The organism is Heyndrickxia faecalis, from assembly GCF_040267745.1.
Lineage (GTDB): Bacteria > Bacillota > Bacilli > Bacillales > Bacillaceae_C > Weizmannia > Weizmannia faecalis.
Window position 1 is genome coordinate 3,165,828 of record NZ_CP158453.1, and the last position, 18,148, is coordinate 3,183,975.

The window sequence follows — 18,148 nt, forward strand, 5'->3', positions numbered from 1 at the left end:
CCCCTTTTAATTTTTAAAGATAGGATAAACAAAAACCCCGGAATTTGAAAAAAATCCCAGGGATTAGAAAAATACCGAATGTAAATTTTTTACAGAAATACTTTTCACTTGAAAACTGTTTCAACGGATAAAAGAGGGTAAAACGACTATTTTTCGAAAAAAAGCCAACATACGGTACATTTATCAAGTTGAATGTGCTGCAGCCCCCTCATTCCTTCCTTAAATCAAACAACTGGTGATTGATCGCGACGGTGTGCGGATAAACATCTTTATAAACCTGGTAAAAATCCCGGTAACGCTTGACGTTTTTCGGTATTGGCTCAAATGTCCGGCCTGTCCGGATAAAGGCGGCTGCACAATCTTTGAGGGAAGAAAACCATCCCAATCCGCTTGCTGCAATCATGGCGGCGCCCATCCCGGGACCTTGTTCATTTTGAAGTTTGATAACTTTTGCTTGAAAAATATCAGCCTGAATTTGCAGCCACAGGTCACTTTTCGCACCGCCGCCGATGGATACCACGGTATCGATGTTCTTGCCATAGTTCCGAAAAATTTCAACACTTTCATTGATAGAGAAGGCAATACCTTCCATCACTGCACGGGTAAAATCCCGCCTGGTGTGTGAACTGTCAATGCCTGTAAAAGTGCCGCGGATTTTTGCATCGGCATAGGGCGTTCTTTCCCCGGCAATAAACGGCGTGAAAAGCAGGCCGTTTGCCCCGATCGAAGAATGCGCGGCTTCTTCCAGCAATGTTGCAAAATCTTCGCCTTTTGCGAATGTATCCTTAAACCAGGACAGACTGTATCCGGCGGCGAGTGTAACGCCCATTGTATAGTAAGCATCTTTCTGTCCATGATTAAAAAGATGCACTTTGCCGCCAAAGTTTTTATTGCTGTCTGATTCATATGAAAGGAATACACCGGATGTGCCAATGCTGCAAAGTGCTTTGCCTTCTTCTAAAATGCCGGCGCCAATTGCACCGCAGGCATTGTCCGCCCCACCGGCAAACACTTTGGTCGCATGAGAAAGACCGCACGTCGCAGCGATGTCCGGCAATAATGTGCCGACTTCTGCTTCCGTCTCAACAAGCGGCGGGCAAATGCCGGCCGGGATGTCAAATGTGCGCAAAATATCCGTGCTCCACGACTGATTAACGATATCTAACAACAGGGTGCCCGCTGCATCCGAGTAATCCATGCCAATCGTTCCGGTTAACCGATAACGGAGATAATCTTTTGGCAGGAGAAAGACACGCGTTTTCCGGAAATTTTCCGGTTCGTACTGCTGGATCCAAAGCATCTTCGGGAGTGTAAATCCTTCCAAAGCCGGGTTTTTTGTTATTTCCAGCAGCTTACCACCCAGTACTTGATCGATTTTTTTGCATTGTTCCGTTGTTCTTGTGTCATTCCAAAGAATGGCATTGCGGATGACTTGCAGATTTTCGTCCAGCAGCACAAGCCCGTGCATTTGGCCAGAAAAACTGAGTCCTTCAATCTCATCGCGGGATACTTCGGATTTTTCCGTTAGTTCTTTCAAAGCCTGAACTGTTTTTTCGACCCATTGTTCCGGATCCTGTTCGCTGTAACCCGGGTGCGGCTGCATTAACGGATAGGATTTGGAAACAGATGAAACCACCTGTCCATTTTGGTCAACAAGCAATACTTTAACAGAACTTGTCCCAAGGTCGACACCGATTGCATATTTCATCTTAATCTCCCCATTGAATAAACCGGCCGACCTTCATCCAGGCAGACCGGTTCGGAATTTTATGCATTTACACTTTGATAGGCTTCTTGCACAATGTAATGGTTCAGCGTGTTTTTCAGTTGTTCTAGGCGGCCGGATTGGTTTGTAATTTCTTTTTTATCAATAATATAGTTTTCAAGTGATTTGAAATTAGCTTTGCCGGAAATGATATCGGCGCCGATGCCTTCTTTATAACTGCTGTACCGTTCTTCGATAAAGGCATCAAATACCCGGTCTTCAATCAGCCGGTTCGCTACTTTTAATCCAAGGGCAAAGCTGTCCATACCGGCAATATGGGCATAAAACAGATCTTCATCTGTGAACGAGGCGCGGCGTGTTTTCGCATCAAAGTTCAATCCGCCCCTGCCAAGGCCGCCTAATAAAAAACTGGTTTAAGAATGATACTGCCTAAAATACGGGGCAAGCCTTTACTTTTCTTCTGGTAATTGAACATCTACAGCATTTAGTTTCTTGGCAACTTCGCTATCTAATTCATTGGCCTTGTCTGTAAAAGAGTCCAAAGAACCACTTGGGTCATCAGCCATTTCAGTAAATTCCTTTAAAGACCCGTATGCGTCAACAATATCCTGGTAAATATCTTTATACTTTGCTGGTGGATTTTTCAATTTATCCATATCAACTTCTAACGCAGCCTGATGACTTTCCAGTTTTGATAGGTCTCCATTCTTTTCGAATGATGTATATTGTGCTTGAATTGCGTCATTAAAGTCCATACCGGAAGCGTGAATTTTCCCATCGATTTCATATGTCGCTTCAAAAATAGCATCATGCCACACATCCTGAAGTGTTTTTACCATTTCTTCAGCTTTTGTTCCTGCTTTATATCCATCCGATACAAACTGATGCATAGCATGCACATATTTTTTATCAGCAGCAATTCTTTTTGCTTTTTCCTGCTGAATACTATTGTATATTACGAGTGCAAAGACAGCGGCAATTATTAAAGCGAAACCGCTTACTAAAATCACAAGCTTTTTGTTCTTGTTTTTCTGTCCTGATTGCCTAGTGTTGGAATCCATTTGATATCCCCCTTCTCTTCCAAAATTAAATCACCTCAAGCAGGACTATTCTCCCAAGATGTTTATAAATTTGTTGTATGCGTTTCAACTTTCAAAGTCTATGTTTTTTTAAAATAGAAGAAAACGAGATTTAGCAATAGTTTCCAGAAAAACTCTGCTTTGTAATAAGTTCGCTTCCTATTCTAACCGCCCTGGTGATACTAACAGCCCCGTCTCAAAGGACAGTTACTTTTTTACAAGAAGTATATCGACGAACCCCGATCATTTCGTCTTCCTTACCCATAGGATAGTTACAATGATAACTGCCAAACTCCCATAAAATGAATTCTACGGTAGTCTTGTTACTGAAATCGTTATAAGTTGCCAGCAGTGCATGTCCTGAATTTGACGAGTAAAATGTCCTCTCGTTTTACCCTTAGGCGCAAGAGAAAGGGCCTCCTCCACCTTGTTAAATAAATAAAATGATGCAGTTTATATCTCACAATGAGAAATATTGAACATATAAACTTTATTGCTGCTGTTAAGCATAAAATGACTACCATTCCTTTGCTTTCTCTAAAAGATGTTTTCCGTGTTCCATCTTCTGGTATGCGTAAACCATCCTGCATGATCCTCGGCATATACAGAATTCGGCAAACGGTGTGCATGCTGAATAAGATGAAATGTCTATTTTGAAAGACTTTTTCAAATGATCTAAAGAATATGCTCTTCTATCTAATTCGCTTGAAAAGAAAAACCATGAACAAGCTTAGCATCCCGAACTTTTTTTAATGAGCATTTACCAAACCTAATCAAAGGTTTTTTTGTAGTAATGGATAATTATACGCATCAAATTCAGGACAGTCAACGCCGTCAAATTTCGGATATCAGAAACATCTAAGCAAAAAATAACTGCCGGTCAAAATTCGTTTACTCCTTCTCCATTTGCCTACATGGCATGTGAGTCCTGGTTCCTCATCTCATACAGGCGTTTTAGATAAGCATGGAGATCGTCCTTCAATAACAATTTTTCCGTGAACCGATACGGGATTTGCCGAAATCCGATTTCCATTCCCTTTAAGCCGCCTGCGATTGCGGCGATGGTGTCACTGTCATTCCCCATGTTTGCGGCACCCGTGACAACTTCTTCAAATGAGTGCGAAGACAGCAGCCAGTTGAGTACCCATTCCATTGTGTGAACGACATATCCATCCGGCGGACAGTCTGGTTGCTGCATCCCGCTTGATGCTTACCTGGTATGCTTGATTTCCGCCTGAATGGCTGGATTTAACGCTTCACCATTTATCAGCCTGCTGGCGATGTGATTATAAATGACACATGCTTCAGATGCCAGATCGTCATAATGCGTCATTTTGGATTGCAAGGCTGAGATTTCATCTATTTTTTGCGGATCCGAATAAGCAAGCGCAACAGGCAAGCATCTCATTAATGTCCCGTTTCCAGCACTCTTCCTGTCCAGTTCATCATGGGCTTTTTCCGCTGCCTGAAACCAATCGCCCTGATAACAATTGAAAGCCGTTTGGGCCGTAATGCCAATATCTTTCGGGTCCGACTCCCACCAACGCGTAAATTCCTTGCCGATTTCCCCGATTGGATTTTGGGGATTTGCAATGATCCCCTTCAAAACACAGATCGTCATATCCGTGTCATCAGCCGTTTCACCGGGTTTTAAATTCGCCGATAATCTCATTGATTTGGCCGTATCGCTCTTTAATTTCGCATTCCGACATAAACTCCGTTGTTCCACCCAATGCATCTCCTACTGCCAGTCCAAATAAACCGCCTTCAATTTTATCAAGCATTCCTACACTCCCGGAAGTCTTGTATATTACAAAGGATATAACCATGTGTAAATATCCACACAACTCACGATCGCTCACCCTCCTCCATCTCCTTGGATATAAGTCCACACATTTCTTAGTTCTACCTATCCATAAAGGGAAGGAGGGAGCTGTTTAAAAATTAAATAAGCGTCTTGACAATAGGATTTGGTGCCTTTAGCTTATTTTATAAAGAAATTGTAGAGATTTTGCTAGTTTTAGGTAGGAGAACACCATCAAACCAAATTCTAACCTACATATATAGCCACTGAGTTTCTTGCTCTCGTTACAGCGACATAATATTTTGCCAGAGTTGTAGGTGATAAATTAAAATTTTTCCCTAATGCATGCTTTTTCATTTCAGCTGTAGGCAATATGAGAACTCTATCTCTAGTCAAACCTTTTGAGCTTCCAAAAGTCATTGTTTCAGGATAAACCTCCAGCTCTAGTGTTTCTATTTTTTTTAATCCGTTTTTGTTATAACTTAAGATTGTAGGCATATATCGATGAATATAAGCTACTAATTCATCAACGGTTTTTATGATAAAAATACCATTTTCTTTTGATAATATTTCTGTTCTAGCGGATGTTAAATTTAGATTTTCAAAAAGTTGGTTGACAAAGTCACATATTTCCTGGTTACATCTATAGCATATTTCTAGTTTCTCAATTTCGTGTACTCCCATTACTTGTCTAAAGAAGTTAAATATTTTATCATTTTTGTATTGGGTATGTCTTCTACTATGATTTGTAGAATATGTTGCCTGTCGGTTATCACCGACGATAATCACATTGCAATCTAAATTATAAATGCAATGAAGAATATCTAAATCGTAACCATTCATATCTTGGATTTCATCTATTAAAATTGTTGTATATATTTTTTGTAATCTATTAAAAACCTTGCCGTCAACTATTTCATTTACCTTACAACAAAATTGAGCCAACCTTTCGGAGTACAATTCATTTTTAGAGTTAAAATAGTAAAGAAAGGAATCTTTTGTGACTCCACGCCTTCTAGGAATTTTGCCTTCCACCCTAAAGTCAAGCCCTTCTATTTTTGGCATTTCAGCCATCTTTCTATAAGGCTTTGCTAGTTCATTATAAAGAAACTCCTGCCAAGTTTTGCATACCACTTTCTGAGGGACAATTCCTTCTTGTAGAATAATATCCTGTTTCATTGATTTCAGGTTATTCTTTGTATATGTCAGATATAAGACTTTTCCCTGATTGACAAGTTGTAAGGCATTATCAATTAGTAATTTTGTTTTCCCAGTTCCTGCGCCAGCCTGAATTATTCTTTTAACGTACTGCATTTAGGATATACTCCGGATAATTAAATTGTTGTTTCTCATCTAGGTAAACTTTCAGTGCCCAATCAGCCTTGTTGTTGGTCATATAAGTATTTAAGTCTTCAATTGAAGTATTTTTCCCCAATACTTTCTTAAGCTTCTCATAATTAGAGGCTTCATGTAAAAATTGCGGTTCCAAAGTGTTTAAAGAATTATTAGAACTAGCACAAATTTCTATATTATCGGCGTTATAATTTTTATACTTTTCTGTAATATTTTTATCATAATCTCCATCGTTGTCTGTTACCACAAATGTCTTGATTTTTATTAGCATGGCTATATCTAAGAATCGTTTAAATGACAGGCCATTCACACTAATAATGTCAACTCCACAATCTAATGGTGATTTGCCATTATGTATATCTAAAAAGGCTTTACTCACTATCAATTCATCAGCGGGACCTTCCACTAAAATAACTTTTTTGGATAAAATAAATCTTAATGTATTATAGTTAGGCAGCTTTTGAAAATACTGGACTGTAGATTGTGGTAATTCTTTCATTTTCATTGTACCATTTTGAGAAATCAGTATAAGGTTATTAAGTTGTAACTTATTTAAAATATAGGACTCATGTGTTGATATAAATATCTGTTGGCCCTCTGCTATTGTTTGTATCTTATCTAATAATATTCTCATGTTAGAAAAAGAAAGGTGATTCTCAGGCTCCTCAATTAAAATAATGGTTTGTTTGGGTTTTCTCCCCGTGACTGCAAAAATTGTTTTTAAGATATTCTGGTCTCCCATACCAATATTCTCAAATGGAATACCGTCTATATATGCATTGATGGCTGTTTCCCAACTTGTTTTATTGCTAATATCTAAAGATAATGCAACCTCTCTTTCATCATTCAAAAAATCTTTCTTTTTTCCATTTAACTCCATATTTAAATTAGATATGTCTTTATTTTGCGCGAACTTCTCTTTATAACTCCTATATAATACAGACAAATTTGCTCTCTGTTTTTCATCTAAGGTGTCGTTAACCAAACCCAAAAAATACTTTTTAGGAACACCATTCATATTTGCTCCTGAGGAATCAATCAGTTGAGACTTTATGGGAATATTTCTCGGTGTGATATTCTTACCAGCAAAGGTAACCCATTCAACTTCATAATATTCAGTCGGAATAAAGGCAACATCTTCTTTTTCTATGTATGAAATAAATTCTTTTTCATATTTACTTGAAAATTTTATTCGAAAAGTTAATCCACAATGTTCACCTGGCTGTGAACACTCAGTTCCCAATAATTCATTTAAATCGCTATCATCTGTATCCGTAAAGTATATTTCTATTATAATCTCGGGAGGACAAACCACCTCTAGTCTGCCAAGTCCGTATTGCTCAACATCATCTAGAAACTGCTTAGTCGTATGCACATTAAATAAATATGGATTTAGTTCGTAATATATCGGCCTATTTCGAATTGTTCCAGTTAAGGCGAGGTGGATCAACTCAAGTACAGTAGACTTACCTACTCCATTATTTCCAATTAGTATATTTAAATTCTTGTTAAAAGTAATATCCAAATCCTTAAATTGCTTATAATTTTTAACAACTATTTTCTCAATATTCATTATTTATGTCTCTCCTTAAGAAAAGTATTCTACGTCTTAACCGGTTTTGTTATATATCCTTTAGTTCATCAGTATTCCCAACCATTTATCTTTTCTCTTGTCATCCGATTAAAATAGAAGAAATCGGTTATATGATTATCCTGCAGTTACTTATAAGCCGTTGTATACGTTTTAATTTCTCAGGTATATATTTTTCTAAGTACCGAAAAATCAGAACGTTCGTAATTGGTATCAGACAAGAGATGTTTCATGACCAGATAAAAAATAATCCCAAGCATTTCCTTGTTTTAAAATTACATGATATATAGCTTCCGTATAATTGTAATACTGTGTCCTGAATTCAGTTGAAGCATAATCCCGTAAGCCGTTTATCATTCTGATAAGCAGTCTTCTATTATATACTTCATCATATCTCCAGCTGAATCCGGCTCCCAATAATCCCTCAATCCCGGCTAAACAAATCCCTCGTATACACCTTCTCCTCCACATCAATCAGATCATCTGATAACCGGTTTGCCACTATGACATCGCTGACCTGTTTGAATTCTTCCAAGTCATTGACTACACTTGAATTAAAGAACTTCTCTTCATGCAGGACGGGTTCATATACGACCACTTCAATACCTTTTGCTTTGATTCGTTTCATGACGCCTTGGATAGCGGATTCTCGGAAGTTGTCGGAGTCAGTTTTCATGGTGAGGCGGTAAATGCCGACGACTTTCGGGTTTTTCTTGATAATCATTTCGGCAATGTGGTCTTTTCTTGTTCTGTTCGCATCGACGATGGCTTGCATGATGTTGTTCGGAACGTTCTCGTAATTAGCGAGTAGTTGTTTTGTGTCTTTAGGAAGACAGTAGCCGCCGTAGCCAAACGATGGGTTATTGTAATGGCTGCCGATCCTCGGATCAAGGCCGACTCCTTCAATGATTTGTTTCGTACTTAATCCCCTAACTTCCGCATATGAGTCTAACTCATTGAAAAACGCAACCCGCATGGCAAGATAAGTGTTGGCAAATAGTTTAATAGCTTCTGCTTCTGTTGAATTTGTGTACAATACAGGGATGTCTTCTTTAATTGCACCTTGAGCCAATAAGCCCGCAAAAACCTTAGCCCGTTCTGATTGCTCTCCCACTATAATTCTCGAAGGATATAAGTTATCATACAAAGCCTTGCCTTCACGTAAAAATTCAGGAGAAAAGATCACATTGTCTGTTTCAAACTTTTCTTTTATCATTTCAGTATATCCAACCGGTACAGTCGATTTAATCACCATAATGGCATTTGGATTAATTGAAAGCACATTGGCGATTACAGCTTCCACTGTTCTCGTGTTGAAATAATTTTTCTCAGGATCATAGTTTGTCGGGGTAGAAATGATGACATACTCAGCATCCTTATAAGCAAGATAGTTATCAGTTGTCGCCGCTAAATTTAAATCTTTTGTTGCAAGATATTCTTCGATTTCATGGTCCACAATAGGCGACCGCTTGTTATTGATCATATCCACTTTTTCCTGAAGAATATCAAGCGCAATGACTTCGTTATGTTGCGCCAAAAGCACTGCATTTGATAAACCTACATAGCCTGTTCCTGCAACTGTAATTTTTGTCAATGAAAACATCTCCTAAAGTTGTTCAGATAGGCGACTACAGATCTGTTTCCGCTTTCATTTTTTAAAAAACATACAGATCATTGTTTTCTCTTTTATTTTATCAACCCTTCCCGCTATTTTCCGAAAAAAATTTGACAAATTATAGAATAAATGCAGAAAAAAAGAGCACCCTGATTTGAGGTGCTCTATTTTAAATTTACGCCTGAACTTCATCGAGTACGCTGAATTCAACGACACTCGGGCGGCCAATTGAATGGTAATTAATCCCTTTATTTTCAATTTCACTCAGGCTAAAGCAGTTCCGGCCATCATAGATATACGGAGTCTTCATCTGTTTCTTAAACAAATCCAGATCCATTTCTTTGATTTCCGGCCATTCAGTAAAGATAAAGCAAAGATCGGCATCTTCCAAAGCCTCTTCAATAGAGTGTTTATAAGCAATTTGATCAGGAAACAGTTTCTTATAGTTTTCTATCCCAACCGGATCGAATGCCTGTATACGCGCCCCTTCATTTAGCAGCAGGCGGATGTTCGGAATGGACGGTGCTTCACGTAAATCATCCGTTCCGGGTTTAAAGGTGAGCCCCAATACCGCCACCTTTTTTTCGTTAAAAGTTGGAAAATCATTGCGTGCTTTTTTGATGAGTGCATATTTTTGTTTTTCATTCACATCAATGGCTGCTTTCACGGTTCTTAAAATATATCCTTCTTCTTCCGCAAGCCAGTGTAACGCTTTTGTATCTTTCGGGAAGCAAGAGCCACCGTAACCAATCCCCGGATTTAAAAATCGGTTGCCAATTCTTTCATCGTAGCTCATCCCATTTGTGACATCTTCAATGTTCGCACCAACCTTTTCACATAGGTTTGCAATATCATTGATAAAGGAAATTTTCAAAGCCAGAAAGTCATTCGAAGCATATTTTACCATCTCTGCGCTTCGGCGATTCATAGCAAGAATTGGAAGTTTGAAAGGTTCATAAACATCCATTAAAATTTGCTTCGCTTCATCGCTTTCCGTTCCAATGACAATCCGGGATGCATAGAGCGTATCGCGTACCGCTGTTCCTTGTGCAAGGAATTCGGGATTGGAAGCCAGTTCAATTTTTACATTATGTTTCAAATGTTCTTTAATATACGCTTCCACTCTATCATTCGTTCCAATTGGCACAGTAGATTTTACAACAACCAGGCAGTCCTGCTCAACGGATTCCGCAATCTCTCTCGCAACAGTAAAGACATAATTTAAATTAGCCGACCCATCTTCATTTTCCGGCGTGCCAACACCGATAAAAATAACATCTGAGTGGGCGTAGACACTTTGATAATCCGTCGTAAAAGCTAATTTTCCATTTTCGGTATTCTTGACAATCAGTTCATCAAGCCCTGGTTCATAGATTGGAGAAATTCCCTGCCTGAGCAGATAAATTTTTTCATCGTTATTGTCAACACAAGTCACTTGATGGCCAACTTCTGCTAAACAAACACCTGTTACCAATCCAACATAACCAGTTCCAGCTACTGTAATTTTGGTCAATTTGTACATCTCCTAATATCATATCATATTTAGTATTCTTTTTTATTATATTAATAAATTTTTATATTAATAGGATCCCAATTAGGGCTAACTGAACGAATTAGATACAAGACTAAATCTGGTTATCAAAATATACCTGTTCAGAAATACAAAAAATAGCCTTGTACTTCCGTCCCCGATTCAGTATGAGGAATTAGAGGTTACTACTGTTTTACTAGTATCCTGAAGGCATGCTCAAATTAAGGTCTAGCCCAGCGCTTACCTTCGCCAAATTCGCCTTCAAAGGCATTACGTTCAGAGCATCCTGCCTTGCCACGTGTTCCAAGGTTTTTTTCTTCCGTTTTGGGTGGACGTCCCTACCTTTGCCCGCTCAGAAGAATGCCAAGAGATTTGCAGTATGCCAGATCATCACTGTTTCGGTAGTTTTTATCTGTCAAAATCGTTTCCGGATAAAATTAGAACCGGTTGTAGTAGTTCTCAACAGATTCCCTAAGAGTGGTCCCTTCATTGTGATTTCCCAGCCGAGTTGCTCAATCTTATAACGTATAACTCGAATTTCATTATGAAACATTATTTGAGCAAACTCTTTACCATTGGTCCAGGAATTTCTGATTACTCTATAAAAAACTCTACGATAATTTTTGTGCTTTTAACATGTTGTAAATTAATCATTAATTTACGTATGCCCTGGTTATTATTTTGATTTTTTATTTCATCCGAAATCTCCAAAGGTTTGGCATCTGTGTGGGAAAAATTAGCCTCTGAAGGAGATATAATCTTTGCAAAAAGAACTTTATCATCTCGTGTCAATACGGCAGATTTTTTATTCGCTGAAAGAAAAATATTCGCTCTAGTATGCATAGACCAGTATATATCGGAATCCTTCATAAGCTTGATGTGATCCTCTACGATAGCTTTTTTACGATTACGAACCAGTGATATTTTTCTTTCAATAGATTCAGCATCCATATATGCATTTGTAAGATCTACCGTTACACTTGCTTTATTACTTTTAAAAATAAAATGTTCAATCTTTCCACTAGCATTTACCTTTTGATTTGGCTGAGTTGAAGGATTTATAACCAAAGTATTTTGTCCTTCCGTGCTCTTTCGATAGTAAGTCCACCTCTTTTTTTTCGTATCAAAATAACCGGTTAAGTTATAATTATCTGCACCGAGATCTTCGGCCCATCTTTCACCTAAAGCATCCAGAACAAAAGTGCCTATATCCAAATCGCCATGATTAGCCTTATTGCTCCCGGCATGTACACCAATAAACATGGCACCCAAATCATCCCATGAACTTCTCATGGTGACAATTCCAATATCTTTTCTACGGAATAATTTATCTAGTGGAAGATCAGAACTATCTGTGTTGTTTTTTATTGTTTTTTTATACCAAATGATATTCATCGGATTATAAAGCTTTAATGCAGGATAAGCAAATTTTTCATTATGGTACTTATCTGAAAACCATAATAATTGGGATAAATCATTAATCCTGTTTGAGGAATCTCCTAAATTAAATAATCCTCCAGGACCGTTCATATAAATATAATAATAACCTGTTTGCGATAATCCAGGACTTTGTGACAAGCCATAGTCTGTCCCGAGGGAACTATCTAAAGAGGATAGAAAAAAAGCAACATACTTTGTTGCATACACCCAATAATCGGGCCCTTCAGCAAATCCTCCGTCTTTTGAATAGAAATTTAATGAATGTTGCACGGACTTAATTGCATTTTTTAATACTTCACCAGATACTTTTTCTGTCAACGGTGACTCATCTGCGATAGCTAATGCACTTGTAATTAATCCACCATTTACAATAGTATTCCAATTATTAAAGGCAGTATTCCAAGGTACCCCACTTATACTTTTGGAATGATGATATACTTCTAAAGCCGGATAAAAAGCCTTATGAATTAAAGCACGTTGCAAAATCTCCTTCTGTTCAGGACTTAAATAATCATACAGCCAATCGTACCCGATCCCAACTGCGTTTGCCATTTCTGCAGTATCTAAAAAGTGCGAGGGGTTCCAATCTGGAAAATAAGCAGCAGCTTTCAATTCTGTCCATGCTCTTTCCGCATATTTCCGATTTCCACTCAATCTGTACATCATTGAAAGAACAACAGTCCTATTCAGCACTGTTCGACTTATTGGCAAAAGCCTCTTGCCATCATTTTTTTCATATTTTACTGTTGGTTTACTCAACAAATTTTCCGCACTTTTACTTAATTGGCCGTACCACTTTTTTAAATAAATATCGGAGTTCAATGAACCTTTTATATTCTGAAAGTCTGTGCTTTTTGCCATTAATCGTGGGTGTATTTTATCCGGAGAATTTTTTTTCAAATCATCCAAAATCTCTTTCGATGATGGATAATTTGAACTTAATTGTTTTTCTGTGTTGCTTTGTTTTTCGCCATCTTTTTTATTATAATGATAAAAGAAAAATGCTATGACAACTGCGGAGAACAAAATTAGAAATAGATAAATATTTTTCTTTTTCAACTTTTCTACTTCCCCTGTAATTTTTTCCATCAGATTTAAATAAGAAAGCCATTTGCATATAAAAGGTCTCATTTCCATACTGTGTGCTCTTCTTTTTGGGTATCAGTTAAACGTGAACTTTGTCGTATACTCCGTATTCCAAAATGGCAGGACGCCCAATTGAATAGTAATTAATGCCTTTATTCTTCATATCTCTAGATTCAAAACAGTTACGCCCATCATAGATATAAGGTGTTTTCATTTTCACTTTAAATAGTCGAAGATCAATTTCTTTGATTTCCGGCCACTCAGTAAAGATAAAACAAAGATCAGCATTTTCCAAAGCTTCTTCAATAGAGTGTTTATAAACAATTTGATCAGGGAATAGTTTCTTGTAATTTTCGATGCCTACTGGGTCAAACGCCTGAATTTTAGCACCTTCATTCAATAGTAAACGGATATTTGGAATGGACGGTGCTTCGCGGAGGTCATCCGTTCCAGGCTTAAAAGTCAGACCCAGAACAGCTACTTTTTTGCCGCCGAATGTTTGGAAATCATTGCGAGCCTTTTTGATTAATGTATATTTCTGTTTTTCATTGACATCTATCGCAGCTTTTACAGTTCTTAAAATATAACCATGTTCTTCAGCAAGCCAATGCAAAGCTTTTGTATCTTTTGGGAAGCAAGAGCCTCCGTATCCGGTACCGGGATTTAAAAAGCGGTTTCCAATCCTCTCATCATAGCCCATCCCATTTGTAACGTCCTCAATATTTGCACCAACCCGCTCACAAAAATTTGCAATATCATTCACAAATGAGATTTTTAATGCCAGGAAGTCGTTGGATGCATATTTCGCCATCTCTGCACTTCGCCGATTCATATGAAGAATCGGTTGTTTGAATGGTTCGTAAACTTCTATTAATGTTTGTTTTGCAGCCTCGCTTTCAGTTCCAATGACAATTCTGGGAGCATAAAGCGTGTCACGTACAGCAGTTCCCTGAGCTAAAAATTCCGGGTTTGAAGCAACTTCAACTTTTACATTGTTCTTAAGGTGACCTTTAATATAGGTCTCAACTCTATCATTTGTCCCAATCGGAACAGTAGATTTAACAACAATCAGACAATCATGCTCAACCGATCCAGCTATCTCTTTCGCTACTGCATAAACATAGGTTAAATTTGCTGAGCCGTCCTCATTCTCCGGAGTCCCAACACCAATAAAAATTACATCCGAACGTGCATATGAACTTTTATAGTCTGTAGTAAATGTCAAATTCCCTTTTTCCATATTTTTAACAATCAACTTATCTAGCTCTGGTTCATAGATTGGAGAAATACCTTGTCGAAGTAAGTTAATTTTGCCCTCATTATTATCTACACAAGTGACCCGATGCCCGACTTCTGCTAAACAAACTCCGGTTACTAAACCTACATATCCTGTTCCAGCTACAGTAATACTGGCCAATTTAAACATCCCCTATAAATTTGATTAAACGAGATATATTTAAGCGAATTTATGTCTTATAATATTTGTAATTTTAAGCGTCAACTTATAAATAAGGTACATTATACTTTTATTCACAAATAACATTAATAAAAACAAAGCAGCCTGGCATATATAAGCAAACCTGTTTGGAACCAAATATAACAGAGCGATTTGTGAACTAACAATTAATATATTTAAAATAAATGTATTCATTTCAACTTTTATCCTGACAAAATTCCTGGTATCCACAATTCTTAAAACCCATATTGTTGCAAAGCTTACCATTGTTGATATCGATGCACCATTAATTCCAAGCATTGGGATGAGAATCAAGTTTAATCCAAAATTAATTATAGCACCCACAACCGATGTTTTAAATACACCGTAAGTATCCTTATTCGCAATGTAATTTGTTCCTATAAAAGCCGAAAAACATGAAAAAACTACGCCTAAAAATAAAAATGGAGAGTACCTCCAAGACACATAATAATTTTCAGAGACAAAATAACGCATTATTAGTTTTAAAAATAGTAAAAGAAATGAGGTGGTCAAAAACATTACAGCTGAAATCATATTAAATACTTTTGAATAAAATAGAGACTTATCTTTTGAATTTGCTTCCTCTATTGCAGACAGCTGCCAGGCTTGAAAGAAAATAGAATTTACAATATTTAATAAACTAGGAATTTTATTAGCGACTGCATAAATACCATTTGCACTTAACCCAAGAAAATATGATATTAAATAACGGTCAGACGCATTCATGACCCACCACATAAAAGAATTAGGCATTAGTGGTATACTATATTTTATCAACATTTTTATCACTTTTAATTGTAGCCGCTTTATATCAATATAACCAAGGATTTTTCCAAAAATTATAATCATAATACAACTAATGACATTTGCAATAGTTAATGAGGTAAAGTAGCCTACAATACCCGTACTTAAAATATACAAAAGTATAAAAGCGGATATTAATGTTACAATAGAACTAATTATCCCTGAAAGTGCAAACAACTTTATTTGTCCTATAGCTCTCATGAATTGCAAAAATAAGGTGTTTAACATTTGAAAAAAAAGTAATAAATAAAATTGAATAATATAATTGCTAAATGGCTGTATATGGGCTAGAAAAGGCGCTAATAAAATAAAAATCAGAAAACCAGTAAACATAACAACTAAACCATTGGATAAGACTTCCTTGTGATCGGAATTCTTATCCATTGCAAAGCGCAGCACTGCATCATATATACTAAGGGAAATTAAAGGAATTAACATATTTGTTGTAGTTGTAATCATATCTGTTAATCCATACTCACTTGTATTTAAAGTATATGAATATAACGGTACTAAAATAAATGAAATAAATTTTGTGCCTAAATTTCCTATTGCAAATATAATTGAATTACTTGCTAATTTTTTATAACTATTCATTCTTATCCCCATTATTTTAAGACAAAGATTCGATTATTTTATGGTAATGCTGTGTCATATCATGTCTTTGAAATTCTTGTGAATTTTTGACTAAATTTCCAACTAGGGTTTTAAACTCATTTTCATCTTTAATCTCATTATTTTTTACAAAGGCAATAAATTTTATATTTTTTAACCATTTATTATAGGTACTTTCTATTTTGTGATTAAAGTTTCCAAAAACTATACAAGGTGTATTTGTAATCACACAAAATATCATTCCATGTAATCTATCCGTTATCACAAGTTCTGCAGAACTAAATTCACTCCAAATTTTCTTTAATTCCTTTAGTCTATTTTCAGGGTATATCTTTCTTTTTACAACTGTATCTGTATGATATATGTCCTTGAAATTTTTAGATAAATAATCAATCAATCTTTCTTTTAATGAATCGTCAATTGATTTTTCTTGGTCACTTCTAAAACATGTTATTACTCCTTTCCTTGCTTTTATTTGATATTGATTGAGATATAGTACTATATCTGGCGTATGAATCACTTTTTTAGAGACAAAATATTTCTTCATTAAATTATATGACTGTAATTCTCTAGCAACTATAATTAAGTTACTATTCTTGTTATATGTCTTTACGGTCTTTTTTAATTCTTTTTGACCAATAATAGTGTTACTAAAACTTAAAGTTTGAGGAAAAGAAATTATTAAATTGTCCTTAAATTTTTTAATAATAAACCGCCTAATATACTCTTCCAATAAATACATGTCGCCCATATTGCCCCCGCCATGAATTCCAATAATATCTTCTTCTGTTAAAACCTTTTTTATCTTTTTATAATCGGCGGTGACTTTTTCCAATGGAATTTCTACGTATTTATAATCCTTAAAATTGTCTTTTACAAACTCTTTTTGTGCATAAGCTATGGCCTGATCCCCTAAATTTCCATGAGTTGGGGTCTGCATAACAATAAACTTCCTTGTATCTTTAAATTGTATATATTCATTAGTCCTCGTTTTTTTAATTCGGTTTAACAATAAATATTTCAAAAAATATTTTAGTTTAAACTTAAAATAATCGAATGAAGTTTGACTTTTCACGATTTACCTCTCTTATTACATTAAAATTTTTTTCATTTCTCGTAAGAATGTCCTTAAGTCACATTGTACTTTTTCTGTTTTAAGTAATTTTAAAGTTTCTATCTTCGGTTTGTTTTTATAAAAAAACAGTGTAGTAAACAAACAGTTTTTCCTCTTTTGTAGAAATAAATTAAAATTCGTTTTATTAAGTTCGTTTTTTTGTAGCTCACTAAATATCTTAATGATCTCTATTTTGGAGCTGTACGATTTAGGATTAGAATTTATACTATTAGTCATAATAGAATTTACCCTATATCTGCGCTGAAAATATCGGTGGGAGTCGTACATGATTCTTTTACAATGCTTTAATAGCTGTACTGTAAAAAGTTCATCTTCGTGAAGCAGTCCCTTCTTAAAAGCCAAGTTATTTTCAAATATAATTGAGGCTTTAATAAAATACAACCATACGGGAGGCATAAACTTTTTTTTTACGGACTGAACATATTCTTCTCTTGTATATAGTTTGTTTTCAATAAGAGTGTCTTTCGTATCATAATTACTCATTGAAATATTGCTATTAGGAATATCACAAAAAGGTCTTGCATCAAATTTAATTAAATCCAATTGATTAGACTCAGCAAGATCAACTAAATTCAAAAACATCTCAGGAATAATATAGTCATCTGAATCCAAAAAATAGATATATTTTCCTTGAGCGTATTTCAATCCTTGATTTCTTGCTTCAGACAACCCTTGATTCTCTTGATTTATAATTAAATAGTGTTGAAATTTATTCTTATATTCTTCAAGAATTATTAAACTTGTATCAGTACTTCCGTCATTTACCGCAATCACTTCAAAATTTTTATACACTTGTTGCAAGAGTGAATCTAGACATTTCCTGAGGTAACGTTCAACATTATAAACTGGCAATATAACAGAAATCATAATTGTTTCTTTCACTTAAAAAGCCTCC

11 protein-coding genes and 3 pseudogenes are annotated in these 18,148 nt (G+C 36.0%); all 14 read right to left on the reverse strand.

The window, feature by feature from the left end; genetic code table 11:
• Nucleotides 1-208: 208 nt before the first annotated feature.
• Nucleotides 209-1,708 (reverse strand): xylulokinase, encoded by a 1,500-nt coding sequence (gene xylB, locus ABR335_RS15140; RefSeq protein WP_350346343.1) that lies wholly within the window; start codon nucleotides 1,706-1,708, stop codon nucleotides 209-211.
• A 59-nt stretch (nucleotides 1,709-1,767) separates the two neighbouring features.
• Nucleotides 1,768-2,124, reverse strand: a pseudogene (locus ABR335_RS15145) (xylose isomerase); the annotation flags it as partial.
• A gap of 51 nt (nucleotides 2,125-2,175) precedes the next feature.
• Nucleotides 2,176-2,787, reverse strand: a complete 612-nt coding sequence (locus tag ABR335_RS15150) for a hypothetical protein (protein ID WP_350346344.1) — start codon at nucleotides 2,785-2,787, stop codon at nucleotides 2,176-2,178.
• A 928-nt stretch (nucleotides 2,788-3,715) separates the two neighbouring features.
• Nucleotides 3,716-4,634: pseudogene (locus tag ABR335_RS15155) on the reverse strand (ADP-ribosylglycohydrolase family protein).
• Nucleotides 4,635-4,855: 221 nt separating this feature from the next.
• Nucleotides 4,856-5,923: a UvrD-helicase domain-containing protein gene (locus ABR335_RS15160; RefSeq protein ID WP_350346345.1), complete on the reverse strand. Its 1,068-nt coding sequence runs from the start codon at nucleotides 5,921-5,923 to the stop codon at nucleotides 4,856-4,858.
• Nucleotides 5,910-7,535, reverse strand: coding sequence for an ATP-dependent nuclease (locus tag ABR335_RS15165; RefSeq protein WP_350346346.1), 1,626 nt, complete (start codon nucleotides 7,533-7,535; stop codon nucleotides 5,910-5,912). Before ABR335_RS15165 ends, ABR335_RS15160 begins: the two co-directional genes overlap by 14 nt.
• Nucleotides 7,536-7,977: 442 nt before the next feature.
• Nucleotides 7,978-9,147: a nucleotide sugar dehydrogenase gene (locus ABR335_RS15170; protein WP_350346347.1), complete on the reverse strand. Its 1,170-nt coding sequence runs from the start codon at nucleotides 9,145-9,147 to the stop codon at nucleotides 7,978-7,980.
• A 196-nt stretch (nucleotides 9,148-9,343) separates the two neighbouring features.
• Nucleotides 9,344-10,681 (reverse strand): UDP-glucose dehydrogenase family protein, encoded by a 1,338-nt coding sequence (locus ABR335_RS15175; protein ID WP_350346348.1) that lies wholly within the window; start codon nucleotides 10,679-10,681, stop codon nucleotides 9,344-9,346.
• 254 nt (nucleotides 10,682-10,935) lie between these two features.
• Nucleotides 10,936-11,216 (reverse strand): annotated as a pseudogene (locus ABR335_RS15180) (transposase); the annotation flags it as partial.
• A 77-nt stretch (nucleotides 11,217-11,293) separates the two neighbouring features.
• Nucleotides 11,294-13,276, reverse strand: a complete 1,983-nt coding sequence (locus ABR335_RS15185; RefSeq protein ID WP_350346349.1) for a heparinase II/III domain-containing protein — start codon at nucleotides 13,274-13,276, stop codon at nucleotides 11,294-11,296.
• 28 nt (nucleotides 13,277-13,304) lie between these two features.
• Complete coding sequence (locus ABR335_RS15190; RefSeq protein WP_350346350.1) at nucleotides 13,305-14,642, reverse strand: UDP-glucose dehydrogenase family protein; 1,338 nt, start codon at nucleotides 14,640-14,642, stop codon at nucleotides 13,305-13,307.
• Nucleotides 14,643-14,681: 39 nt separating this feature from the next.
• The gene (locus ABR335_RS15195; protein WP_258922017.1) at nucleotides 14,682-16,100 is read right to left on the reverse strand and encodes an oligosaccharide flippase family protein; all 1,419 of its coding nucleotides are present in this window, start codon (nucleotides 16,098-16,100) and stop codon (nucleotides 14,682-14,684) included.
• Nucleotides 16,101-16,116: 16 nt separating this feature from the next.
• Nucleotides 16,117-17,058 (reverse strand): polysaccharide pyruvyl transferase family protein, encoded by a 942-nt coding sequence (locus tag ABR335_RS15200; protein ID WP_350346351.1) that lies wholly within the window; start codon nucleotides 17,056-17,058, stop codon nucleotides 16,117-16,119.
• 150 nt (nucleotides 17,059-17,208) lie between these two features.
• A complete protein-coding gene (locus ABR335_RS15205; protein ID WP_350346352.1) occupies nucleotides 17,209-18,135 on the reverse strand; it encodes a glycosyltransferase in 927 nt (308 codons plus the stop codon).
• Nucleotides 18,136-18,148: the final 13 nt, after the last annotated feature.